This window comes from Microseira sp. BLCC-F43 (genome assembly GCF_041929235.1).
GTDB lineage: Bacteria > Cyanobacteriota > Cyanobacteriia > Cyanobacteriales > Aerosakkonemataceae > Microseira.
The window spans coordinates 34,954-60,217 of sequence record NZ_JBHFNP010000040.1 but is presented as its reverse complement, the minus strand read 5'-3'; the positions used below and the strand labels follow the sequence as shown (position 1 = coordinate 60,217).

The window sequence follows — 25,264 nt, the reverse complement described above, 5'->3', positions numbered from 1 at the left end:
TAAATTGGTGAGCGAGTGATGGTGTTGATGGCGCGGAAATCACCCCAAGTGCGGGTTGTCCTGGTGGGAGCGATCGCTTTCTTCGTTTTGGCTCTTACTTTAACACTGCTAAGGCACTTCTGTTTTTATTCTTCCTACGACCAGGGGATTTTCAACCAAGTTTTCTGGAACGGTATTCACGGGCGATTTTTCCAAAGTTCCCTTTCTTCCCAACTTTCTACCAATGTCGTCCACAACGGCGAGGTTCCTGCCGTATATTACCACCGTTTGGGGCAACATTTTACACCTGCTTTATTACTTTGGTTACCGATCTACGCCCTGTTTCCGTTTCCAGCTACTTTGACGGTATTGCAAGTAACTTTAGTCACTGCCGCTGGATTGGTTTTATATGCTTTAGCAAGGCAATACTTACAACCAACGGTATCGGCAATAATTACCTTAAGCTTCTACGGCGCTAATGGGATTGTTGGCCCGACACTGGCTAATTTTCACGATATATGCCAACTGCCGCTATTTATGTTCGGCCTGCTGCTGGCAATGGAAAAACGCTGGTGGTGGCTGTTTGCTATTCTCTCGGCGTTCATTTTAGCCGTGCGGGAAGATGGCGGCATCAGTTTGTTTGGTGTCGGATTTTACCTGATAGCGAGCAGACGCTATCCTAAAATTGGCTTGGTTGTATGTACCCTGAGCTTTGGTTACATGCTGTTGCTGACTAATGCGATCATGCCGCTGTTTTCCGATGATATTTCCCGGCGGTTTATGATCGAACGGTTTGGTCAGTATGCGGATGGGGAAGAAGCTTCTACCGTAGAAATTATTTGGGGTATCGTTAGCAATCCTTTGCGGTTGTTGGTAGAACTATTTTCGCCCTTTTTTGGGACGATTCGCTATTTAATTAGTCATTGGTTACCGTTTGCGTTTGTCCCAGCTGCTTCACCTGCAGCTTGGGCAATCGCCAGCTTCCCCCTGCTCAAACTATTCTTAGGTAAGGGCGAATCGGTTTTGGCAATTAACATTCGCTATGCCATGACCGTCGTGCCTGGGCTGTGTTACGGTGCTATTCTGTGGTGGAAAGGTCGCGAAATTCTTCTAGATGCACCGCTGCGCCAGTTTGTTATCCAACCTTTTTACTCGCTGCAATCGCTTGCAGGAGTCGGTCAAATATTCCATCGGGCGATAAACTGGTTCTCGCAGCACCCAAAATGGCCCAAAATCTCGATGCGGCGGTTTTGGGCAATTTGTCTTTGTATTTCGCTGTTTTTTAGCTTTACTTCTAACCCAAATCGCACGCTATCGTTTATAATCCCCGATTCCATTCAACCTTGGGTTTACGTGCCGCTACCCCGTCAGTGGGAACACGCCACAGCAATTCGTTCCCTACTAAATCAAATCCCTAAGGATGCCAGCGTATCGGCGACAACGTTTATTGTGCCACATCTTTCGGGTCGTCGCGAAATTATCCGGTTTCCTTCGTTGCAGTTCCGCAACGATGCACGACAGGTGGTAAAGGTAGAGTATGCGATCGCAGATATATGGCAGTTGCAGCAGTATCAACCAGCTTTTAGAGGCGATCGCCAAACCTTACAGGATAGCCTTCGCACCATCAAACTGGTTACTAGCAAGCGAGAATACGGCATTATTGGCTGTGAGGATGGCGTGATTTTGATGCAAAAAGGCGTCGCTTCTAACCCAAAAGCCTTAGCAGCATGGCAGTCAATTTTGAAGAGGACGCGGTGAGGCACCGGAGAGGGTGACGCGGGGACACCCCATGGTAGGCGCCAGGGGATTCCAGCTATGTAGAATTAGCGCGTTTAAATTCGGGAGATCGCGCTTTGCGTCTCCCCCTCTCCCCATCTCCCCGTCTTCTTCGTCAGGATGCCTATCCCACCTGCACAAGATGCCCCATCCCCTCTGCTCAGAATATAAAGAAATAAATAAGTACATTAACTTTAATTACAAAAATTTAAACAAATTGCCATAATGGGCGCAATGGAAATGTGTCAATCTTAATAAATCCGTAACCTTGAGGGGCTTGGAAGCGATGAAGATTCTGGTATTGACTTGGGAATTTCCGCCTCGCCTAGTCGGGGGAATTGCACGCCACGTAGCAGAGTTATATCCAGAACTGGTCAAATTAGGGCATGACGTCCACTTGATCACGGCGGAATTTGGGGAAGCACCGATGTACGAACTGGTGGAAGGTGTGCGCGTCCATCGGGTACCCGTAGGGTGGAGTCACGACTTTTTCCACTGGGTGGCTAATTTGAACGAGAGTATGGGTCGCCACGGCGGTAAAGTAATGTTAGAGGATGGGCCGTTTGATATCATCCACGCCCACGACTGGTTGGTGGGAGATGGGGCGATCTCGCTCAAGCATAATTTTAAAGTCCCCCTGGTAGCCACCATCCACGCCACGGAATACGGACGCCACAACGGTATCCATAAAGAGGAACAGCGCTACGTCCACGGTAAAGAAAACATCCTTTCCTACGAAGCTTGGCGAATTATTGTTTGTACCGACTACATGCGGCGCGAATTGCAACGCGCATTTAATACGCCCTGGGATAAAATGGACGCGATCTATAACGGCATTCGTCCGGAAAAAAAACCCCGCTGGCACGATTTTGATGCGTGGAAGTTCCGCCGCCGCTATGCCAAAGATGGGGAAAAAATTGTTTATTACGTCGGACGCATGACTTATGAAAAAGGCGTTTCCGTGCTGTTAAATGCCGCCCCGAAAGTAATATGGGAAATGGGAGGTTTGGTTAAATTCGTCCTGATAGGCGGCGGCAATACCGACCACTTGAAGCGTCAAGCTTGGAACTTGGGTATTTGGGATAAATGTTATTTCACTGGCTTTATGTCCGATGAAGATTTAAATAAATTCCAAGCTATTGCTAATTGTGCTGTTTTCCCCAGTTTATACGAACCGTTTGGTATTGTAGCTCTAGAAAGTTTTGCCGCGCGCGTACCCGTGGTTGTATCGGATACGGGGGGTTTACCAGAAGTAGTGAAACACACCAAGAACGGTATCACAACTCGTGTCAACGACCCCGATTCCCTCGCTTGGGGTATTCTGGAAGTGTTGAAAAATCCCGGTTACTGCCAGTGGTTGGTTGACAATGCTTATGATGATTTAGAACGGCGCTTTAGTTGGTCTAAAATAGCAAGGCAAACCGAGGCAGTTTATCAACAAGTGGCTCTAGAGCGATCGCGTGTTGATTGGTAATCCTACTCCTCAGTAGAGACGGGATGTCTCCCGTCTCTGGGATCGTAGAAGGTAAATTAGCCAGTTACCCATCCATTGAAGAGGACGCGGGGACACGGGGACATTCTGACGCGGGGAAACCCCATACCTAAAGTCAGGGGATTCCAACTTTGAAGAATTTTATCCGCTATTTCGGATAAATTCGGGAGGTTCAAAACCAGGTGCTTCGATCTTGGGAAGGGGTGCTTAGAGTGTCTCCCCAACTCCTTTGTCAGAGCATCTTCAAAGGTCAATCTGCGACACTGAAAGCGGGTATTCCTGGAACGCCCTAGCTGTTTATGCAACAGTTTCAGGACTTACGCAAGTGTCACAATAAAAATATCAATAGATGTTTGTAGTAGGCACTTTAGTGCCGATTGCAAGCGAGTGAGGTACAACCTTTTGGCTTTGAATGCAATAGCGGCAGCAAAAATGGCAGCCGCTATTGCATTCGAAGGTGTACCTCATCTACCTGCAATCCGCTATAGTGCCGATCTTGAAGCGCTGTTCGCGTAGCGTGGCGTCAGCTATAGCACTTACTACGAACAAACTGATGTGCCAGTTGCGTAAGTCCCGAGTTTATTTGGTATATAATACATTTGTACCTTTTAAAATTTTAGGGAGCAGATATGGTAAATACTTTGGCAGAAGGCGACAACGGTCTAGTGCGGCTGGATTACAGCGATTTGTTGACTAAAATTTTAAAATTCCTGCAAAATAACGATACCAAAAATCCCTTTAGTAGATCCAAAGATGGCAACCGATTGCTGATTGATATTGACGAAATAGCTTTTCAGGTAGCGTCTTCAACGATTCAGAATCCCTTGGGAATATCTGCTAGCAGCGCTAAGTCCGCCAGCGTGAATTTAAGTCGGGGGGTAAAACCTTTTTTTATTAATCAAGTTCAGCAGATTAGAGATTGTTTAAAAAAGCATTTAGCATCTCTACTTACACAAGAAGGTCAAGATATATCCCTTGAGGACTATGTTAACAGCTTAGCTACAGAATTAAAACAATTAACAGGTGAAAGTAAAACTTTGGGATTTACTTATCCTTTTGGAAACCCTAATGAAGGCTTGCAAAAGCAGCGATTAAGCGTGCAACAAAATGCTAATAACAATTGCTTGCTAAAGTTTCATAAGCTAACAATTACAGTAGAGAACACGAGTAAGTTTGACGAAGCACTAAAAGCGAGTCTGAGAAATTTTATCAATCTCAAGTTTTCTTCAAATCAGCAAGAAGACTTCAATGATATTCTTGATGATTTAGTAAAAGATCTCAAGTCTGATTTTTATATAATCAAGCACCTGATGGATACAGAAGCGCTGGGGAAACTCCAAAGAGAAGGCAGGGTTAAGTATTTAGAGTTTTTGTTAGAACAACTGGATAAGTCTAGAGATGCTATCTATCTTAAAGACTTGATCCGAAGACTCAAATTAATCGAAGAGTACATCAGCGATGTTGAAAAAGAGGACGGACATTATGAAGTCAATTATGCGGGAATATCAGTAAATTACAAAGAAATATTTTCCCGTGCTGATGCGTTTGATATGTTACCTATTATTCCTTTAATAGTGGGGTATTTAGGAGAAACGACTGATGAAGATTCGGGTAAGCTACAGTTCATATTTGGACTAAAGCTCAAGTTAGGCGGTAAGGTTCAATCCCAAGGCGGAGAAACTGTTTTTGACTATTACCTAAATCTACTTGATTCTAACAGTACCGAACATAAAGAGAGCATTTCTGATTCGTCGTTCAAAAAATTTTTGGATAAAAAGTATTAAAAATAACTTTGTTATATTACTTTGTCTTTGCTGGTAGCGATCCGGCAGGGGAGGGTTACACACCAGAATCAGATCTAGAATACGATCCTAGATTGGTTTTTGAACAAAAAGTATTGCCGATATTAAAAGGTTCTGATGAAAATAAAAAACAAAGCATTTTGAGAGGAATTAAAAAAGGATTAGAACAGTACAAGGTTAATGAGAAGGTAGAAAAGCTTAAGAAATTGCTGCTGAGTTTGCTTCAGAAAGATACTTCTTTACAACCCCGAAATTATCCCCTGCATATCAGTCTTAAGAGAGGGATTTTGGAGCAAGATGCTAGCACTATTTCTAAAAATAGTACCTTGTTTAAAAGCGAATTAAGAGAAAATCCTAAAGCGGCTTTAAAATATATATCAGTTGGCAATGCCAGCGTCGATACAACTTCACTTTGTAATCTTACAGCGAACATCCAGATTAGCGAGATTCACTATTTCTCTACTGAGGATAGTCAAAGCTTCAGTATGGAGTACGATCTCAGAAATATTTACACGATTCCTGTTCTTTTGGTTCCTCAAGAAGATGATTGTAGAAAGATTGCTGAAAACATCTGTCAAAACAATTTAAAACAGAAAAAGTTATTAGAATTTACCTATAACTATCAACGCCTGAGAGAACAAGTCTTTAACAAAGAAGACTCACCAAAGGCATTTGTTTATCGAGTGACTTTCTCTTTACTTGCTTATACGACGCTAAAAGTTTTACTTGATTCGGCAAAACGCCGGTTATTTATTCCCATCTTGCGACTGCATTTGAGTGACAAGCAAAACCCGGCACCAGAAGAAGAGTTTATGCGCTCTCTCTTTGCAGTATTATCCCATCTCTTGAACGAAAAACATCGAGCGAATTCTCAAGGGTTCTGCATTAGAACTATCAATCAGTATAAAGTTCGTAATGGTCTGAGTTCGCTGTACTCAATTTTACCTAAGAAATTTAAGTTCAATACACCTCCTACGCAACACCAGCTAGACAAGTTAGCAATTATTGTAGTGTCTAGTCGAGAAAGCGATCGCAGCAGATCGAGCGATTATAAAATTGCCAACTTGATGGGAGAAGTTGTCGGAGTACAGCGTCAGTCTGATGGCACGATTCGATTATATATGAGCGGCAGTTTCTCTGATAACTATGGTAGCCAGGAAATCCACAATCATCCTGATGTTCTGATTGATGAAGTCAATAAGCTTTATCAAGACGGATACAGACACTTTTTGTACATTGCCAAGTCTCCCTATGCCAATACTTTAAACATGACCAAAACAGAAGAATATGAAGAGTTATTCTTTATGTCAAAAGCTGTAATCCGCTCTTTAAAGGGAGAGCGCGAAGGCATCAAGATATACCCCATATTTTTTGACAAATACTATGCGTTAAACACCGGAAATATTAAAGCGAGTTCCTTGTACATACAAGATATATTAGAGTTAGAAACTTTGGTGAAGGACCCCAGCAAACAAGCAGTTGTATTTTTCAACCTCTTTAATGGAATTAAAGTCGGTAACGAGAAATACTATAACGGGGTTATTTCCTACGCTACCCTATTAAACATCTATGAAGGAATCTTAGATGACCAAGATATTCGTATGGGTTTGATGTATGAGAATCCCCTCAAAAACGATCTGCTACAGTTTCTGACTCTATTCCATTTTTCTCGGTATGAGGCGGCTCCGACAAAATCGCGTAATATTGGTTTTAAGCTCGATCCATACGAGAACCTTATTGGCGTTGATAGCGTTGGAGCATTGTCTGTATTTAAACACATGACAGGCAGAGTTAAGTTTAATTCGTTAGCCTTTTTAACAGAAGTGAGAAAAGCTTTAAACGTGCAGGCAGATAGTGAGGAAACATGAGGGGATACGATATAGGACAAGAATTGGGTCGTTTGTTTGAAGTAGGGTTCAATATTGGGATGCTTGCCTATATTGAACAAAATCAGTTATCTCATAAATTTGGGGAATTATATCGTCAATATTTACAGCAGCTAAGTTTCCCAAAAATGCTGAAGCAACTAGCAATTAAAGCGGAAGTTATTAGCGAACAAAATAGAGAGATTATTGGCAAGTGGGGGACTTTCTTCTTACAAAAAAGCTTTCTGGCTGGGTTAAATTTTTTCAGCGAGTATATTAAATCTACAGGGTGGAGCAAACATCAGCTAAAGCGCCTAGAAATTTTGTACTACCAGTGCTGTTTTTGCGGTGACAACAGTCTAGGAACTATTAATAAAAGTGAGGACGAAATATTTAAAGAAGTTTTATCGCAGTTTGGCGAGATTGAAGTTGATATTAGTAAATATTCCCAGAAAGGAGAATTTTTACGTGCAGATACTTTGATTCTGATCCGGTGTGGAAAGCAGTTGAGGGTTTTGTGTCTAGATTATTCAATATTTTCGATTAAATCAATCCAGGATTTGGTGGATGTAGATAGCGTAGAAGTAATCCGGAGAATTTTGCTTAGTGAAATTAGATATTTAAAGTCCAAAAGTGTTTTTTGTAATTTAGGGTTAGATAGTAAAACTTCCGAACTGAATCTATCGGAAAATCTGGCAAGGTACTTTACTGCTTTCAAGCGAGGGGATAAAGAAACTGCGAAGTTAATTCAGGCGGCGAGTTATGCTCATAGTTTTTCTGAATTCTTGCGCTTGCATAATTTTATGACAGCAGAAACCGAGGTGATTTTTAATGTCGTGGGGTATAGCGATCGCGGAATTAGTGCGATGTCCTTGAATCGGGATAATTTAGATATTTTAGCAACCTGCTCTCACATTTATAAGTGCGATTCAAGCGATTTAGAAATTAAAGATGCTCGCCAGCAAGTTTTAAAATTAATTCAGCGAAACGCCGCTAAAAGTTTTCAGGATGGTAGGAATTTTATCAATAAACTTTTAGATGTTCCCAAAGATGGGATAACTTCTATTGTCCATCAAGAGCGTGTAGAGAATTTTCTCAACTCAATCGATGCGATTCCGCCAGATTTAGCGACACAACTTCAAGTTACCCCAAACTTGGATTTGAGATCGGCCCACGCCGAACTGATTACCAAAGCATTAGATTCTGATGTTACCTATATATTTTTAACAGGCAATCCAGGGATAGGTAAAACGACTGCGATCGCTAATTTTATTAAAAATGAAAAATGTCTAGATGAAGGTTTTTTATTCTTTTATGTCAGTCCCCGAACGCAAGTCAATCTAGACATCATCGAAAAATTTAAACAAACACCAACAAACTTATATGACGACCGCATATTTACCATCACCACTTCCGCAGATTTAATCAAAAATAATGGTGGACAATGTACGGTCAACTACCTTTCAAATCAGCGTGACGATAATTTTGTAGAGCAAACTGTACATTTTGTCAATCAAAATACACAATTAGTTTCTCAGGGATTATCTAAAGGTCTTAAAAGACTAACAGAAGACCAAATTCAAGATGTAGGTCAGCAAAACCGAGGGGTTTTAGATAGCATCTGCGAAGCCATCTACACCACGATCAACCGTAACCTTTCTCATAATATAGTAGCGACAGTTTCGATTCAATCTTTGAAGAAAACCCAAAGCGGAAGAGACACTTTATATCATTTTGAAAAAATCTTTAAATCTGCCTATAATTCTACAGAAGGTATGGTAATTCCTTCTCAGATGAAACAAATATCAAGTCAAATAAAGCATTTATTCATAATGATTGATGAAATCACAGGAGACGATAGCGGAGTAGAGTTCCTCAATGGAATTAGTAGGATTTTAAAAAATTATGGTTTAATCGATAGTCAATATGGTTTTAACACCAAAATTATTGTGGCTGATGCGTCAATTGTTGACCCAGATGTAATTAAGCAGCATCTAGAGGAAACAAAGGCAGAACCCAACAAAATATTTTTTAGGAAAGCTGCTGCTAAGGCTTCACCTTTATCAGTACAGCCATTCCAGTTTAAAGACTTAAAGGCTACGGTTATTAATGCCAACTCTTATCCAGCCCAAAGTTTAGAAATTAGCTACAAAATTTTTATCGAGTCTATTAAGTTCAACGACCAGGTAAATCTTAAGAGAAAGTACGAGCAAGAGAATTGCGTTCAAAACCAGATTGTAGAAGACATAAATACCTTTTTAAACGAGCCAAATTCCGAGCAATTGATTGTCTATATTCAAGATAAACAGAGATTGGCTGACCTAATTGAAAAGATTAGAGAAGATCGAGGATAATTTATACAGCATCAAGACTACTTGGAGATTCATGCTAGCCTCTCTGAGTACGAAAAGCAACGAGTTCACGAGGACAAAAATAATGTCAAAGTTATCTTTATGACTGCCTCAGCGAGTCGAGGTCTATCATTTCCTAAAGCTAAACATATTCTGGTTGATATTCCCCGTTTTGAAATTGAAAAAAACCTGATGGAAGTGATTCAGGTCATTTACAGAGGTCGTGGCGATAAAACTTTAGATAGTGAAGACAAGAAGCTAATTTTTTACCTGTCCGAACAAGCTGTTTATTATCCCCAAAACCTTCAGTCATCCTCCCAGGATTATCGCGAAGATCAGCATTTATGTTTACAAGAAAGCGTGCTGAGTCTTTTGAACGTTCTGCTAATTTTAAAGACTTCCATTATGACGCGAATTTTTGGTTCTGGGTGCATCGGTCAAAATGATTTCATCACGATACCAATCGGTGGAAAATCAGTATTTGCTGCGGGGCAAACTTTTAGTAGCAAGATGGCTACGCTGATTAAGCAACTCAAAAAAGAACACAAAAAGCGTCGTAACGATGAGTTGTTACAAGAGGTCTATACTACCTTAGAAGGTTTGCTAAGTTCAGCCGAAATAGTTTTGCGAGATTCGACTAATTCTAACGCTCAAGGACTTTCTTATCTGGAATTGCGCGAGTCATTTTATACTAACTTCTTGCAGGGAGTAAATAATAGTTTAGATAGTTTACTAAGTTTTGTTCCAATTCAAACAGGTTATATCAGCGGCAGTTTGTTAGTTGTTCCTCTGGCAGGCAGAGCGGTAGAAGAAAAGTATAAAATGCGACTGGGACAGGAAATTGTGACTTTTAGTGACGGTAAATTACTCAATCAAATGTGCGAAATTAAAAATAGTCCAACCTATCCAGATAGTCTACGTTCTGCTATTAAGGAGGCGATGGATTTAGTGAACCTGCTGGAGGAAGAACCCCATAAGACACAAAAATTTGCACAGAACAGCCAGTATTCTGACCAGTATTATGCTTTACCCTTATTTATGTTTGTTAGCGGTGAGGCGATGAGTCAATATTTTGCCAGCAATGATGAAGAACCGGAAGATCAAAGGTTTCGAGATATTTTAGCTACGTATCTTAATTCTCTGTATCCTGTCAGTAATATTCTGCCGATTGGTCACAAATATAAAGATTTCCCGTTTCTGGTTTTTAGAAGCTACAGTTTAAATGAGATTAGAAGCAAACTTTTTACAGATAAGTATTTTCTAACTTCTAATGAATTGAATGTCCTAAACTTGATTCTTTCTCAAGACTCCCAATAGCTAAATTAACGTCACCTTTTTTCCCGCAGGCGGGGTCAAAAACCGGGTTTCTGCGTCAATCTCGCTCGGATCGCCTTTGTTTTTTTTTCTCGGTATATTAGTAATAATTATCACCAGTAGAGAGGGGATGAATTACCTCTCTACTTAAGCGAAATTTTAATCAATGCCGTAGCAAATGGGCGAGACAGAAACAATGTGGGCAATATAACTCTGGATACCTGGGTGAATACCACGCCAGATTTTGCTAGCGCCATTGTTATTGAACCCCATGAACCTACCTACTGCTAAACCTACCAAATCCTTATCCCTCCAGTGGTTGCTCATCGTTCCCTTTGTGCTGCAAATATTCGGTGCTGTGGGATTGGTGGGTTACCTGTCTTTTAGAAACGGACAACATACCGTCAACGATTTGGCGAACCAGTTGATGCAGAAAACCACCGATGTTGTGGATGAACACTTAGACCACTATCTGAAGATTCCTCATCAGGTGAACCAGATTAATGCGGATGCGGTGCGGTTGGGTTTGCTTGATTTGCGCGAGCGCAAAAAGGCAGGACACTACTATTGGAAACAGATGCAGGTGTACGACTTCACCTACATAGGTCACACCTCTCATGATGGGTCGGGTGCGGGTGCTGCGCGCTACGACGACAAAACTGTCACCATTAATGAACAGGTTTCGCAACCGCTTAAAAATTCATACACTTACACCACGGATGCGGATGGAAATCGCCAGCAACTTCTCTACAACGTTGATTTTGATGCCCTCAATCAGGCGTACCATACCAATGTTGTCAAAGCAGGCAAACCCATTTGGTCGCGCATCTATACCTGGTATGACTCCAGCGGGTTCATCCCTCCCTACATTTCGGCTTCGGCGGGCTACCCCCTGTACGATAAAGATAAAAAGCTAATAGCAGTGCTATTGTGCGATTTTCACCTGCTGAAGTTGAGTGAATTTTTACGCAATTCCAATCCCAGTCACACGGGACAGATTTTTATCATAGAACGGAATGGCGCACTGATTGCCAACTCCGGGACGGAGAAACCCTACCGCATTCGCCACCACAAAATTGAACGCATCAACGCGATTGATAGTCCTAACCCTTTGATACAAAGTGCAGCTAAACAACTTCAGCAACAGTTTAAAAACTTCCAGAGTATTGGTGAAATTCGCAATCTGCAATTTGACCTTGAGGGAGAACGGCACTATGTCCAGGTTATGCCCTGGAAAGATGCTTACGGGTTAGATTGGTTAGTAATAGTTGCGGTTCCAGCACGGGAATTTACTGGCGAAATTGATGCCAACACCCGCGATACCATCCTGCTTTGTTTGGCATCTCTGCTGATCGCCACTCTCATAGGATATTTGACCGCAGCCTGGATTACGCGCCCTATTTTAAAGCTCAGCCAAGCTTCAGAAGCCATTGCCAACGGACAACTCTATCAACAAGTTGAAATCTCCTACTTCAAAGAGTTAGGTATTTTGGCAAACGCATTCAACCAAATGGCACAACAATTGCGCGAATCTTTCACTGCATTAGAGGAAACAAATGTAGAACTCGAAGACCGAGTTGAGGAACGCACGGCTGAACTTAAAAACACCCTAACAGAACTGCAACGCACCCAAGCACAAATGCTCCAAAGCGAGAAGATGTCGGCATTGGGGCAAATGGTGGCGGGTATTGCCCACGAAATTAATAACCCGGTCAATTTCATTCACGGCAACCTCTCCCACCTGCAAGAATATGCCGAAAATTTGCTGAAATTTTTGCAACTATACCAACAACACTACCCGAATCCAGTCGCGGAAATTCAAGCCGAAGCTGAAGAATTGGATCTGGAGTTTTTACAGGAAGATTTGGTGAAAATCTTGGGGTCGATGCAACTCGGCACCGAGCGCATTCGTCAAATTGTGCTGTCGTTGCGGAACTTTTCGCGCATGGATGAAGCAGAATTTAAGGATGTCGATCTTCACGAAGGAATTGAGAGTACTTTGCTGATTTTGCAACATCGCCTAAAAGCTAGACTGGAACGTCCTGAAATTGAAGTGATTCGAGACTATGGCAACTTGCCCAAAGTTGAATGTTACGCCGGACCCCTGAATCAGGTGTTTATGAATATTCTGGTAAATGCGATCGATGCTATCGAAGAAGTTAATGCCAAGCGAACTGATCGGGAAATCAAAGATAATCCCGGTCGGATTACCATTCGCACATCTGTGGTAGATTCGCAATGGGTAGAAGTTGCGATCGCAGACAATGGTCCCGGCATTCCCGAATCCGTTAAACAACGAATTTTCGATCCTTTCTTTACTACCAAACCTGTGGGTAAAGGTACGGGGATGGGGATGTCGATCAGCTATCAAATTATTACAGAAAAACACAATGGTAAATTGGAGTGTTTCTCCACACCGGGAAAGGGAACTGAGTTTGCAATTGTGATTCCCATCCAGCAACAACAGGACTTACACAAAGAAACCGGGTTTCTGTGAAAAATCCTTGGGAAAGGAAACGAGAGATAGCAGCAAGAAACAAACGTGATAGGTTTGTCGTGCGTAAGTCCTGAACAAGTTTGTAGCGATGCCCCGTTGGCGAGCTAAACTTTAGACTTGGAAAGCGATGCAACTCGTAGGGATTTGATGGTTGCGTAAGCATGTTGCGCCACTGTATCTATCTCTGCTTCTGTATTAAACCGCCCAATACCAAACCGAATCGAAGCATAAGCAAGCGCCTCCTTTTGTCCCAGCGCCATCAGAACGTGGGAGGGAGCGGTTTTAGTCGAGGTACAAGCAGCGCCGGAAGACACCGCCACAACGGGTTGCAACCCTAGTAACAACGCCGCACCGTCCACCCCCTCGACGCTGATATTCAGGTTACCCGGTAACCGCTCTTTAGGATGACCGTTGAGAAAAATGTCCCCAATTGGGGATAAATTTTCCCACAAACGCTGGCGCAAGTTGGTCAAACGTTCCATTTCGGAAGGCATTTCCTCTAAAGCGAGTTCTACCGCACGAGCAAACCCGACTATTTGAGGCGGGTACAGGGTACCAGATCGCATTCCCCGTTCGTGTCCTCCCCCGTGTAACTGGGGTGCGAGTTTAACTCTGGGGTTGCGGCGACGAACGTAAATAGCTCCAATACCTTTAGGACCGTATATTTTATGAGCGGTCATCGATAAAAGGTCGATATTCATCGCCTCCACATCGAGGGGAATTTTACCCAATGCTTGGGCAGCATCGGTGTGAAATAATACCTGATGTTCGCGACAAATTGCGCCAATTTCTGCCAAGGGTTGCAACACGCCAATTTCGTTATTAGCTGCCATGACTGACACTAAAATAGTATCGGGACGAATTGCTGTTTCGAGTTCGGTTAAATCGATCAGTCCGTCTGGTTGTACGGGGAGGAAGGTGATATCGAATCCGAGGGAGTGCAAATACTCACAAGGGTCGAGAACCGCGTTATGCTCGGTGACGACGGTAATAACGTGACGCCCTTTTTGGAAATAAGCTTCCGCCACTCCTTTTATGGCTAAATTATTTGCTTCCGTCGCCCCACTCGTAAAGATAATTTCTTCTGGTGTTGCGCCAATTGCTGCTGCTAAAATTGCCCTGGATTGTTTCACCGCTGCTTCTGCTTCCCAACCATAAACGTGGTTAATGCTAGCGGGATTGCCAAAGTGTTCTTTAAAGTAAGGTAGCATTGCCGCTAACACCCGTTCATCGACGGGGGTGGTTGCGTGGTTATCGAGGTAGATGGGACGGTGAGACATCTGGGGAATTTTAGATTTTAGATTTTAGATTTTAGATTTTATTTGGGGATGGGCAACTGGAAAATGGCATAAGTTTTTCAGGTTAATCTTAGATTATTTTAGCAAATTTTTATAAAATTATACAAAATTGCCTCGATAGCCATCTGGCTCTAAAATAAAAAGCGATCGCAACCACGAGTGGCAGATCTCGCTTAACGGTTGCGATCGCAACGGGTGGAAATAAGCACAATGGCAGCAGATCGCATCTGCTTTCTGAACAAAATTAAAGCGAATTCCAGGATTGCTTGCAGTCGCAAATAATACCGAAAATAGAGCGGGAGGCAGATAGCCCCGTATTTTTAAATCGGGGTGGAATGGCGACACGGGCAGATTTATCTGCCGTGCAGTCACCTTAGTTGTTACATAACTTATTATACCTAGCGCTTGTTTGTAAGGTATAGTAATCTCCATCGGAGGTAACAACAAGTGTTTTGCTTAACTTATGAGTTTCGACTAAACCCTTGCAAGCAACAGATAAGTGTTTTTGAAGACTGGTTAGAGATTAAGCGAAAAGTCTACAATTATGCTTTGGCCCAACGCAAGCACTGGTATAAGTCTCGTTCTTGTCAAGTAAACTCTTGTTCGTTACATTCTGAGTACATTATTCCGGCAGATACTCCCCGTCCTACTTTTGTTAGTCAATGCAAGTCTTTGACAATAGCAATCATAGCAGCACCCAGATTTAAAGCGGGTAGCAGCGCAAGTTTTACAGCAAACGTTAAAGAGAGAGACTTGAAAATGCTTTTACCTCAATGTGGGAAAACAATTTTGGTTTTCCTCGCTTTAAGAAAGTAGGTCAACTACGCTGCTTTGTATTCTCTCAGCCAGGGAGAAACCCACTCAGGAAGGGAGCAGTTAAATTGCCCGTAATTGGCTGGGTAAAATTTCGCTCCTCCCGCGACATTCCAGAAGATGCTGTTGTTAAACTTTCCTCGCGTTGTGAAAAGAGCATCGGGCTGGTATGTCATGATTACTTTGCAGTGGGATGTATCTGTGCCACAACCTACAAAGCTTTGGGTGTAGACGTAGGATTAATAAGTTTTATTGCTACTTCTAATGGCCTTTGTATCAGTCGCCCTAGATTCTTTGTAGACGTCCAACGCCAGCTTAGATTGCTGCAACAAAGAGTTAGTCGCAAAGTCAAAGGCTCGCATAATTGGCGCAAAGCTCAGAAGAAGGTAGCAAAACTGCACGAACACATTACTAACACTAGAAAAAACTTTCATTGGCAAGTCGCGCACCAACTTTGTAACCTTGCCTCAACAATATTTGTAGAAAACCTGAATTTAGTCGGCTTATCTAGAGGAATGTTGGGCAAACATTGTTTAGATGCTGGCTTTTGTCAATTTTTCCAGATACTAGAACAGTGTTGCTTTAAACGCGGTGTGTACTTCCAGAAAGTAGATAGCAGAAAGACAAGCCAGATTTGCCCTCACTGTGGAACAGAAACAGGCAAAAAAGATTTGTCAGAGCGCGTTCATGTATGTGAAAATTGCGGCTACATAACAGATAGAGACGTTGCCGCCGCTCAAGTAGTTCTTCAAAGAGGACTTGCAGCCGCCCTTGCAAACGGTCAAGATGCTTAATGAGGGTAAAGCGGTTGCGCTCCCTATGAGTTAAGAATTTGCGTATCTTTAGATAGCGGAGTGTCAAAAATGCCATCTTTGAGGGAGATGAGGGAGATGAGGGAGATGATGCAGACAAGCAAAATTAGAAGAAAAATTAATATGTTGTAGCGAGAGCGGCTGATAACGATATCCTCAGAAAGTAGTTTCAAGTTGTTATTCCTCTGAATCGATATGCAGCCTGAAAATCCCCCAACAGCCACAAATAAGGCTGAAACGGAATTGCCGACCGTAGAGGTCAAAGTCCAAGCAGCAGAAACGGCGACGCCATCGGTGTCGTCAGAGGAACCCCCGAAGGAACAATGGCGACAGGCGGTAGACCAAGTCTTGAAATTTGTAGATACACCGCCAGATTACGTCAGCAACTTTTTTACGACATACCAGCGACCCCTGATTACCGTTGGTTTAATTCTGGCAGGCTTTGTCAGCGTTAAAATCTTATTTGGTTTGCTCGATGCGATTAATGACATTCCATTAGTAGCACCAACCTTTGAGCTAATTGGGATAGCATACACGGTTTGGTTTATTTACCGCTACTTGCTGGGTGCTAGCAACCGCAAAGAATTACTCGACCAACTTCAATCCCTGAAAAACTACATTGTTGGGAGTTAATGGGTAATGGGTAATCGGTAATCGGTAATGGGTAATCGGTAATAGTAAGGGAAAGGGTTTCTCTCCCTTCTTACTCTCCCAATTACCTATTACCAATTACCTATTACCAATTACCTATTACCAAATTATTGCGATCGCCAAATTCTAATCGTCTCATCTCTAGACCCGCTACCGGCACTGACAATAATTTTCCCATCGCGGCTAAAAGCAAGGCTACGCACTTGATCTGAATGTCCGGAAAGGGTTTGCAGCAATTGTCCCGTATTCATATCCCAGCGTTTAATATTACTACTTTCATCGCCGCTGGCAATTGTTTTACCATCGGGGTTAATCGCTACGGTAAAAACCGGACTTTCATCTTGCAGCGTGCGAATAACTTCTCCATTATCCAGATTCCAAATTTTAATTGTCTTGTCGTGGGAACCGCTGACCAACATTTTACCATCGGGACTAAACGCCACCGACCAAACGGCATAAAAACTATGTCCCTTCAAACTGCGAACCAATCTACCAGTACTCAAATTCCAAAGTTTTACCGATAAATCTTGATTGCCACTTGCCAAACTTTCCCCATCCGGACTAATAGCAACCGATAAAATCATACCGGAACGAGGCGAAAGGGTACGCTGCAATCCTCCAGTACTTAAATTCCAAATTTTAATCCTGCCGTCTCCACTTCCACTCACTAATGTTCGACCATCCGGACTAATGGCAACTGAATAAATTGCACCAGAATGTCCGGATAAAGTCCGTCGCAATCTACCCGTTTCTAAATTCCAAATTTTGATAGTTTTATCGCTACTGCCGCTCACTAAATTTTTACCATCCGGACTAATGGCAACCGCTAAAACCGGGTTGGTATGTCCTGTTAAAGTCCGCCGCAGTTCACCTGTTTCCAAATCCCAAATTTTAATACTTTTGTCGCTACTGCCGCTGACTAAAATTTTACCATCCGGACTAATGGCAACCGTCCCAACTCCGCCTGCATGTTCTGTGAGGGTTTTAGTTAGAGTAAAATTGCTTGCGTCAGTATTTTGGGATGGGGCAGTCCCTGGCGGCGTGGATGAGGCTGCTTGCGCCACCGTGCGTCCATAAATTTGGGTTCCGGTTAATACCAACAAAAGCAGCCCCATACTGACGAGGATTTGATTTTTAGGCAAGAAGCGGATGAGGGTTGAAAATTTTGGCATCAGCGGCATTTGATCGCTCCATTTTGACTTAGTATAAGTATTTTGTGCCAAAGGTCAACTACCCTGGTAAGGATTGCGCTAACCGACGAATAGTTTACATTACCGTAAGGGGCAGTGCGAGCGCAAGTTTTGCTCGAAGCAAATCCGCGCAACACTTCCCCCTTTTTAAACGAACCGCCAAGACGCCAAGAACGCCAAGAATAAGAGATAGAATAAAGAGGGTTTGCCAGAGCGGATTGAGGATAAGGCTATGATTTATTTAAGAGCTATTTGTCAAAAAAACGTTAAATATACTAGCAATTTATTTCCTTTCAATCTGAGGTTAATAAAAAGTTTAAAATCAATTGATTTGCATCAACCTGTAACTTTCTTTGTGGGGGAAAATGGGTCGGGAAAGTCAACGTTGTTGGAAGCGATAGCAGCAGGTGTAGGAGCAATAACCGTGGGTGGAGAAGACATCCAAACAGACAAAAGTTTAGACGCCGCTAGACGCTTATCCAACCAGTTAAAATTTGTTTGGAATAAAAGAACGACGCGGGGATTTTTCCTGAGAGCAGAAGACTTCTTCAACTTTGCCCGAAGGCTCAATAATATAACAAAAGAACTAGAAGAACAAGCTTCAGAATACGAAGGAAAATTTAGTGGATATGGCCTTCAATTAGCCAAGGCAGCAGTTTTGGGACAAAAAGCCGCTTTAGTGAGTAAATACGGGGATAATTTAGATGCTAATTCCCACGGCGAAAGTTTTTTAAAGCTGTTTCAATCGCGCTTTGTTCCTGGTGGATTATATCTGTTGGACGAACCTGAAGCACCCCTCTCGCCGCTGCGACAATTGGCATTTTTATCAATGCTAAAAGATATGGTAAGCCAAGATAGTCAATTTATTATTGCGACTCACTCTCCCATTCTCATGGCCTTCCCCCAAGCATCTATTTTGAGTTTCGATAGCTATCGGGTTAAAGAAGTAGCCTACGATCAACTCGAACACGTTACTTTAACAAAAGCTTTTTTGAATAACCCAGAATCATACTTGCGGCACTTGTAAAGAAACCAGAAACCCGGTTTCTTTGCGTAGGGTTTCTAGGACATCTGCAAACAAAACGGCTCGAATATTCGCTACCCTATAAAGAGGGGTATTCACAGGTTAAACAATGACCGAAGACATGCAACGGGAATTTGCCAGTCGCGAACAGATGGTAGCCTATCTGCGCGAACAATTTCCAGCAGCAGCGACGCGGGATGACCATATTAGCGAGACTCTAGGTGGACGTAAAGCTGCTCTTAAAGTACTTGAAAAAGTAGATGCGGCACGCTATGGAAAATCTCGTAATTTCCTTACTGGTGCTGTAACGCGCTTATCTCCTTACCTGCGTTATGGCGTGCTGAGTTTAGCAGAAGTTCGCGATGCCATACTCAAGAAAGTTGATCGTAAAGATGAAGCGAATAAATTAGTCAACGAACTAGCTTGGCGCGACTACTGGCAACGATTGTATGCTGAATTAGGGAATGATATTTGGAAAGACCGGGAAGAGTATAAAACGGGTTACGATGCTAAAGCTTATCCCGACACTTTACCGGAAGATATCGCCAAGGGCAATACGGGTTTAGTTTGCATTGATAGTTTTAGCCGCGAGTTGCGGGAAACTGGTTACCTGCATAACCACGCGCGTATGTGGATGGCTGCTTATATCGTGCATTGGCGGCGCATCCGTTGGCAAGCGGGTGCAAAGTGGTTTTTGTCACATTTGTTAGATGGCGATCCTGCTAGTAATAATTTATCTTGGCAGTGGGTTGCTAGTACTTTTAGCCATAAGGCGTATTTTTTTAATCGCGAGAATTTGGAAAAATATACAGAGGGGGTTTATTGTCAAAAATGTCCTTTCTACGGACATTGCGATTTTGAGGGAAGTTATGAGGAAATAGAAAGACGTTTATTTCCTAAAACCGAACTGTTTGAAAATCGCAGCGGTAGCCAAAGTTGGCAACAGGGGAAAAGGCGGCGGTAGTCTGTTTAAAATAACCGAGGCGTAGCCTCTAAAAGTTCGTTCCCAGGTTCAATCTGGGAACGAGAAACCCGAAAAATTACCAATTACCAATTAGCAATTAGCAATGAGCAATAATCCGATTGTTTGGGTTCACGGTGATTGTTTGAGTCCTGATGGTCCTGCACTGCAAAAATATCCCAATGCACCGGCAATTTGGGTTTGGGATGATGCTTTGTTAGAAGAGTGGCAAATTAGTCTCAAACGCATTACTTTTATTTACGAATGTTTGTTAGAGTTGCCTGTAGTTATTCGGCGGGGTAATGTGGCGACTGAGGTGGTAAATTTTGCCAAGTCACATAATGCAGATTTGGTTGTGACGGCAGAAAGTCCGAGTCCTCGGTTTGTTGCTATTTGCGATGAAATTGAGCAATCTATCCCCGTGGAAGCATTCGCTGTTGAGCCATTTTTGGACTACGATGGTTATATTGACCTGAAGCGCTTTTCGCGTTATTGGAAAGTTGCCGAAAGGTATGTTTTTGAGTAAAGCGATTGCCAGCTTTAACCTAATTCCTCAGAATCAGAAAGCTCGCTTTGTGATTCAATTTGTTCAAACTTTACTTTGTTGTACAAATCGATTGGGGAAATTTGAAAGGGAACTGAGGTTAAGGCGATGACTTCATCTTCTTCATCATATTCGCAAAGTTCCCATCGCTTGTTCCCGGTCTTAGAATACTGTTCTACTCGAATGCGGGTTTGATCGATTAATAGATACTCTCGAAAAGTTTCTATTGTTCGGTAAGCTTCAAATTTGTCTTCCCGGTCGTATCCTTTGGTGGATTTCGACAAAACTTCTACTATCGCATGTGGATTTAAAATTATATCTGTACGGTTATTGAAATACTCTGGTTCCCCAGGGACAATCATCACATCTGGGTAGGTGTAAATCCGCCGCTTGGGTATCCACAAACGAACATCCCCCATGAAGACTTCGTCATCTTGCTGTCTGAAGGCAAAATTTAGGGAAGCACTAAGATTGAGTGCAATTCGATTGTGATTTGTCGTTCCGCCTGCCATAGGTATGATTTGTCCGTCAATGTATTCGCTTTTGTAGTCGGCAGCTGCTTCTAGTTCCAGGTATTGCTCTGGGGTGTAATATTGCCGTTGTGTTACTTGCATAGTTTTGTCAAGATGCGAACGCGAGTGCTAAGGGTGTGCATATCGCTTCTACCATTCTAAGCAGCTTCCAGGGAGAGGCAGAGGAAAACGCAAGACTAAGCGCAATTAAATCTGGTACGGTTTTTAACACAGTCTTTTTGTAGCGCGGTAGGTTGCTGCCATGCGCGATCGCACAAAACTTCACCAGAGATGAGTATGGAAACACTCAAAGGACGAGATTTATTAAGTCTGGCAGACCTAAACGCCAGCGAGGTCGGCGAACTTTTGGAATTGGCAGCGCAAATGAAAGCAGGAACAGTCAATCGGCGCTGCAATAAAATTCTGGGTCTGTTGTTCTCGAAAGCTTCCACCCGGACGCGGGTTAGCTTTACCGTCGCCATGTATCAGTTAGGCGGACAGGTAATCGACTTAAATCCCAACGTCACCCAAGTCAGTCGCGGCGAACCTTTAATCGATACGGCGCGGGTGTTGGATCGGTACCTCGATATTGTGGCAATTCGTACCTTCGATCCCAAAGATTTGGAAACTTTTGCCGATTATGCCAAAATTCCGGTAATTAATGCCTTGAGCGATCGCGAACATCCCTGTCAAATTTTGGCAGATTTACTCACCGTGCAGGAATGCTTTGGTTCCCTATCCGATGTCACCTTAACTTATCTCGGCGATGGCAATAACGTCGCCAATTCGCTGTTGTTGGGCTGCGCGCTGATGGGGATCAATGTCAGAATTGCTACACCGTCTGGGTACGAACCAGATGGGTCAATTGTGGAACAGGCAGTTGCGATCGCTAATGGTGGTTCTGAAGTGACAATAACCACCGATCCGATTGCCGCTGCTAAAGGCGCTCAAGTCCTTTACACCGACGTTTGGGCAAGCATGGGACAAGAAAACTTAGCCGATCAAAGGATGCCCGTTTTTCAACCTTATCAATTAAACGATGAATTGTTGAGTTTAGCTGACAAAACGGCGATTGTGTTGCATTGCTTACCCGCACACCGAGGGGAAGAAATTACCGATGCTGTCATCGAAGGAAACCAATCGCGAGTTTGGGATCAAGCCGAAAATCGAATGCACGCACAAAAAGCTTTGCTTGCTAGCTTGCTTGGCGCAGATTAGATCCTGTGCTTTTGACCCATGACCATTAGACCTCAAGAGAAAAGAAACTCACAAGCAGGCAGGATGCCTACTCCACAAGAGATGTGGTCGCAGTCTAATCGGTGCGATCAAAACCGGTTGAAGCGCGAGAACAGAAACCGGGTTTCTATGAAAAACGGTTTCTTTGCCTAATTCCTGGCGATCGAGGCCAGAAACCGGGTTTCTATGCCAAGAGAGCTACCCAGAAACCCGGTTTCTTTGCCTATCAACGACTTGCGATCGCAGCATAACCAATTAGCAATTAGCAATTAGCAATTAGCAATTAGCCACTAGACAAATATAGGGTTTTAATAGTACGAATGTTCTAGAAGAGTTTTGAGTTTTAACTCTCGCCTTCACGGGGAGGCAGGTTTACAGATATAGTTCGTTTGTATCGCCCAGATTCAGACTTAAACCCGCCTCCAAAAACTCGCGTACCATTTCTAACGAACATTTATGGAATCCCTAACAGAAGCTCAACAAGAACTTTACGACTGGCTAGTAGACTACATTCGCCAACATCAACATGCACCTTCGATCCGGCAAATGATGCGGGCGATGAACTTAAGGTCACCCGCCCCGGTTCAGAGTCGTCTAGAACATTTGCGTTCTAAAGGATACATTGATTGGACAGATGGGCAAGCCCGTACAATTCGGATTTTAAAACAAAGCACAGGAGGAATTCCGGTTTTAGGAGCGATCGCAGCAGGTGGTTTGGTCGAACCCCATACCGACACGGTAGAACGACTCGATTTTTCCAGTTTATTCTTCCCGCCGCGATCGTTTGCGCTGCGGGTTATGGGTGACAGCATGATCGAAGATCGCATCGCCGATGGAGATATGGCAATCATGCAACCCGTATCAGAACCCAGTCAAATCAAAAACGGCGCGATTGTGGCGGCTAGGGTAGAAGGACACGGTACAACGCTGAAGCGGTTTTACCGACGGGGAGAGAAAGTTATCCTCAAACCCGCCAATCCCAAATATCCGCCGATTGAAGCACCCGCCGACCAAGTTCAGGTGCAAGGCGTATTAGTTGGCGTCTGGCGTCGGCTAGAAGCGCCGATCAAAGCAGCTACCACTTCATCGCCGCGATAAGTACACCTCCGGATAAAGGCTCTCTCCTGTGGGAAGATCGCTCCATGTTACCGAGTTATCTCTAGAGGGAGGATCGTTTGAAAGCAGTTCAATCTTGGTTAAAAGTATTTGAGAGTCGCAAAATGGCGGCTCTTTTATTGTTGGGTTTTTCATCGGGGTTGCCCTTTTTGTTGACTAGAAGCAACCTGCAAGCGTGGATGACGAAAGAAAGCGTCGATATTACGGCGATTGGGCTGATTAATTTAGTAGCCTTACCTTACTCGTTAAAGTTTGTTTGGTCGCCGTTGCTGGATCGGTTTGTGCCCCCATTTTTGGGGCGTCGTCGCGGCTGGCTGATTCTAACCCAAATTGTGTTAGCGATCGCGATCGCGGCAATGGCAATCCAAAAACCTGCCCAAGCGTTGCAACTTGTAGTTATCAACGCCGTAGTTATAGCCTTTTTTGGTGCTACCCAAGATATTGCTGCCGATGCTTATCGCACCGATGTATTAGAAAAATTAGAAATGGGAGCCGGTGCTGCCGTTTTCGTTTTAGGATACCGCATAGCCGTCTTAGTTACGGGTTCGGTAGCCTTCATCCTAGCGGATCAAATGCCTTGGCCCATCGTTTACCTATTAATGGCGGGGCTGATGGTAATCGGGATCGTGGCTACTATTTTTGCACCGGAACCAGTTTTAGACCACAATCGCCCCGCCTCGTTAGCAGAGGCAGTAATATTGCCATTTGGAGAATTTTTTCAGCGCAATGGTTTACTGTTGGGCGTCTTAACTTTATTGTTCGCCATCCTCTACAACCTGGCTGATGCCTTACTTAGTAGTTTATCTACGCCGTTTTTGCTCAACACAGGCTTTTCCCAAACCGATATTGGCGCGATTCGGGGCGGGATGGGTTTAATTGCGACAATTGTCGGAACTTTAGCGGGCGGATCGATGGTCAGCAAGCTGGGCATTAATCGTTCGCTTTGGATCTTTGCCGCACTGCAAGCTTTGAGTAATTTCAGCTACTTTGCGATCGCCGTCGCGGGTAAAAATTATCCGTTATTGGTATTGGGCATCAACGTGGAAAACTTCTGCGGCGGCATCGCATCAGCGGGTTTTGTGGCTTATTTAATGAGTCTTTGCAACCAGCGCTATTCTGCTACTCAATATGCCTTGCTCACCAGCTTCATGGCTTTCAGCCGCGATATTTTGGTATCGCCTTCTGGCTTTTTACAAAAAGCCACCGGGTGGCCCGTATTTTTCCTGATTACGATTGCCGCCGCTGTACCAGCGTTTATTTTGCTACCAGTGGTTGCGCCTTGGAAAGCCGAAACAGCACCCATGCCTAGACCAGGATTGGATGATGAAATCGATCGGTAGTTTTTTGAACCTTTCACTCTTGGTAGGTGTCTAAACCAACAACACGATCGACGATGCCTGCATCGTTGCGATCGCAATCTACCACTTCAAGCAAAACTAACTTGATGAAGAAACTACACCTGGTTATACCTGGAGCTTTAGCTTTAGCACTTGCAGCTTCCCCCGTGCTACCTGTCTTCACCGAAGCAGCTTCTGCCTTCCCTGCTGAGGTAGCCGAGAGGCGAGGTGAAAGATGGGGCAGACGCCTCAACCTCACCGAACAGCAACAAAGCCAAATGCGGCAAATTCGAGAATCAACCAAAGCCAAGATCGATCGGATTCTCACCTCAGAACAGCAAGCAGAACTTCAGCGTGCAAGACAAGAGCGCCGGAGGCCAAATTTGACCCTGACTGACGAGCAAAAGGCTCAAATGAGAGCCATTCGGCAAGAAGCCCGACGACAAATGGATGCTGTCCTGACGGCAGAACAGAAGCAGCAGCTGGAACAGATGCGGCAACAAAGACCCCAGCGTCGCCAGCAACCCTCCCAGTAGGGCGGTAGGGGCACGGCATGAGTAAGTCTTTTCGCTTTGGGCAAAGTTTTTTGAATGTTCCCTACCATGTTTGGTCTTGTGGTACGTAAGCCCTGGTTTTTTCAATCTTCCCTACAACGTGGCGTCGCAGCCAATTGAAAACCGCTGTAAAAACCATT

23 protein-coding genes are annotated in these 25,264 nt (G+C 43.6%); 18 read left to right on the top strand and 5 right to left on the bottom strand.

Annotated elements, in window-relative coordinates; genetic code table 11:
* The first annotated feature begins 18 nt into the window (after positions 1-18).
* The 7 genes from ACE1CM_RS06775 (at position 19) to ACE1CM_RS06745 (ending at position 13,076) form a co-directional block, all read left to right on the top strand.
* Positions 19-1,737 carry a DUF2079 domain-containing protein gene (locus ACE1CM_RS06775; protein WP_374876639.1) on the top strand — a complete coding sequence of 573 codons (1,719 nt, stop codon included), beginning with the start codon at positions 19-21 and terminating at the stop codon, positions 1,735-1,737.
* Between the two features lie 304 nt (positions 1,738-2,041).
* Positions 2,042-3,229, top strand: a complete 1,188-nt coding sequence (locus ACE1CM_RS06770) for a glycosyltransferase family 4 protein (RefSeq protein ID WP_374876638.1) — start codon at positions 2,042-2,044, stop codon at positions 3,227-3,229.
* 707 nt (positions 3,230-3,936) lie between these two features.
* Positions 3,937-5,031 (top strand): hypothetical protein, encoded by a 1,095-nt coding sequence (locus ACE1CM_RS06765; protein ID WP_374876637.1) that lies wholly within the window; start codon positions 3,937-3,939, stop codon positions 5,029-5,031.
* An 8-nt stretch (positions 5,032-5,039) separates the two neighbouring features.
* Complete coding sequence (locus tag ACE1CM_RS06760; protein ID WP_374876636.1) at positions 5,040-6,917, top strand: hypothetical protein; 1,878 nt, start codon at positions 5,040-5,042, stop codon at positions 6,915-6,917.
* Entirely contained in the window at positions 6,914-9,268 is a 2,355-nt protein-coding gene (locus ACE1CM_RS06755; protein WP_374876635.1) for a hypothetical protein, read from the top strand. The genes ACE1CM_RS06760 and ACE1CM_RS06755 overlap by 4 nt, the downstream gene beginning before the upstream one ends.
* A gap of 99 nt (positions 9,269-9,367) precedes the next feature.
* Complete coding sequence (locus ACE1CM_RS06750; protein WP_374876634.1) at positions 9,368-10,582, top strand: hypothetical protein; 1,215 nt, start codon at positions 9,368-9,370, stop codon at positions 10,580-10,582.
* 268 nt (positions 10,583-10,850) lie between these two features.
* Complete coding sequence (locus ACE1CM_RS06745; RefSeq protein WP_374876633.1) at positions 10,851-13,076, top strand: ATP-binding protein; 2,226 nt, start codon at positions 10,851-10,853, stop codon at positions 13,074-13,076.
* 104 nt (positions 13,077-13,180) lie between these two features.
* Here the strand turns inward: ACE1CM_RS06745 and ACE1CM_RS06740 are convergent, their stop codons facing one another.
* Positions 13,181-14,356, bottom strand: a complete 1,176-nt coding sequence (locus tag ACE1CM_RS06740; RefSeq protein ID WP_374876632.1) for a cysteine desulfurase family protein — start codon at positions 14,354-14,356, stop codon at positions 13,181-13,183.
* 117 nt (positions 14,357-14,473) lie between these two features.
* Positions 14,474-14,806: a hypothetical protein gene (locus ACE1CM_RS06735; protein WP_374876631.1), complete on the bottom strand. Its 333-nt coding sequence runs from the start codon at positions 14,804-14,806 to the stop codon at positions 14,474-14,476.
* A gap of 15 nt (positions 14,807-14,821) precedes the next feature.
* Between ACE1CM_RS06735 and ACE1CM_RS06730 the strand changes: the two genes are divergently transcribed.
* Both ACE1CM_RS06730 and ACE1CM_RS06725 read left to right on the top strand, forming a co-directional pair.
* Positions 14,822-15,190 (top strand): helix-turn-helix domain-containing protein, encoded by a 369-nt coding sequence (locus tag ACE1CM_RS06730; protein WP_374876630.1) that lies wholly within the window; start codon positions 14,822-14,824, stop codon positions 15,188-15,190.
* Entirely contained in the window at positions 15,148-15,981 is an 834-nt protein-coding gene (locus tag ACE1CM_RS06725) for an RNA-guided endonuclease InsQ/TnpB family protein (RefSeq protein WP_374876629.1), read from the top strand. The genes ACE1CM_RS06730 and ACE1CM_RS06725 overlap by 43 nt, the downstream gene beginning before the upstream one ends.
* A 23-nt stretch (positions 15,982-16,004) precedes the next feature.
* On the opposite strand, the gene ACE1CM_RS06720 is transcribed toward ACE1CM_RS06725, so the two are convergent.
* Entirely contained in the window at positions 16,005-16,172 is a 168-nt protein-coding gene (locus tag ACE1CM_RS06720) for a hypothetical protein (protein WP_374876628.1), read from the bottom strand.
* Positions 16,173-16,194: 22 nt separating this feature from the next.
* Here ACE1CM_RS06720 and ACE1CM_RS06715 point away from each other — a divergent pair, with 22 nt between their 5' ends.
* A complete protein-coding gene (locus tag ACE1CM_RS06715; protein ID WP_374876627.1) occupies positions 16,195-16,632 on the top strand; it encodes a CAAD domain-containing protein in 438 nt (145 codons plus the stop codon).
* A gap of 125 nt (positions 16,633-16,757) precedes the next feature.
* Here ACE1CM_RS06715 and ACE1CM_RS06710 read toward each other — a convergent pair whose 3' ends face one another.
* The gene (locus ACE1CM_RS06710; protein WP_374876626.1) at positions 16,758-17,873 is read right to left on the bottom strand and encodes a WD40 repeat domain-containing protein; all 1,116 of its coding nucleotides are present in this window, start codon (positions 17,871-17,873) and stop codon (positions 16,758-16,760) included.
* A gap of 199 nt (positions 17,874-18,072) precedes the next feature.
* On the opposite strand from ACE1CM_RS06710, the gene ACE1CM_RS06705 reads away from it, so the two are divergent.
* From ACE1CM_RS06705 to ACE1CM_RS06695, 3 genes are all read left to right on the top strand, one after another.
* Positions 18,073-18,867 (top strand): AAA family ATPase, encoded by a 795-nt coding sequence (locus ACE1CM_RS06705; protein WP_374876625.1) that lies wholly within the window; start codon positions 18,073-18,075, stop codon positions 18,865-18,867.
* 106 nt (positions 18,868-18,973) lie between these two features.
* Positions 18,974-19,828: an FAD-binding domain-containing protein gene (locus ACE1CM_RS06700; RefSeq protein ID WP_374876624.1), complete on the top strand. Its 855-nt coding sequence runs from the start codon at positions 18,974-18,976 to the stop codon at positions 19,826-19,828.
* 103 nt (positions 19,829-19,931) lie between these two features.
* Positions 19,932-20,351 carry a hypothetical protein gene (locus ACE1CM_RS06695; protein ID WP_374876623.1) on the top strand — a complete coding sequence of 140 codons (420 nt, stop codon included), beginning with the start codon at positions 19,932-19,934 and terminating at the stop codon, positions 20,349-20,351.
* A gap of 14 nt (positions 20,352-20,365) precedes the next feature.
* On the opposite strand, the gene ACE1CM_RS06690 is transcribed toward ACE1CM_RS06695, so the two are convergent.
* Complete coding sequence (locus ACE1CM_RS06690; RefSeq protein WP_374876622.1) at positions 20,366-20,983, bottom strand: Uma2 family endonuclease; 618 nt, start codon at positions 20,981-20,983, stop codon at positions 20,366-20,368.
* A 195-nt stretch (positions 20,984-21,178) separates the two neighbouring features.
* On the opposite strand from ACE1CM_RS06690, the gene argF reads away from it, so the two are divergent.
* From argF to ACE1CM_RS06665, 5 genes are all read left to right on the top strand, one after another.
* Positions 21,179-22,099: an ornithine carbamoyltransferase gene (argF, locus tag ACE1CM_RS06685; RefSeq protein ID WP_374876621.1), complete on the top strand. Its 921-nt coding sequence runs from the start codon at positions 21,179-21,181 to the stop codon at positions 22,097-22,099.
* Between the two features lie 101 nt (positions 22,100-22,200).
* A complete protein-coding gene (locus tag ACE1CM_RS06680; RefSeq protein WP_374876620.1) occupies positions 22,201-22,368 on the top strand; it encodes a hypothetical protein in 168 nt (55 codons plus the stop codon).
* A gap of 205 nt (positions 22,369-22,573) precedes the next feature.
* The gene (lexA, locus tag ACE1CM_RS06675) at positions 22,574-23,215 is read left to right on the top strand and encodes a transcriptional repressor LexA (protein WP_374876619.1); all 642 of its coding nucleotides are present in this window, start codon (positions 22,574-22,576) and stop codon (positions 23,213-23,215) included.
* Positions 23,216-23,292: 77 nt separating this feature from the next.
* Positions 23,293-24,573, top strand: coding sequence for an AmpG family muropeptide MFS transporter (locus ACE1CM_RS06670; protein ID WP_374876618.1), 1,281 nt, complete (start codon positions 23,293-23,295; stop codon positions 24,571-24,573).
* 26 nt (positions 24,574-24,599) lie between these two features.
* On the top strand, positions 24,600-25,106 hold the full coding sequence (locus ACE1CM_RS06665) for a Spy/CpxP family protein refolding chaperone (protein WP_374876617.1): 507 nt from the start codon (positions 24,600-24,602) through the stop codon (positions 25,104-25,106).
* Positions 25,107-25,264: the final 158 nt, after the last annotated feature.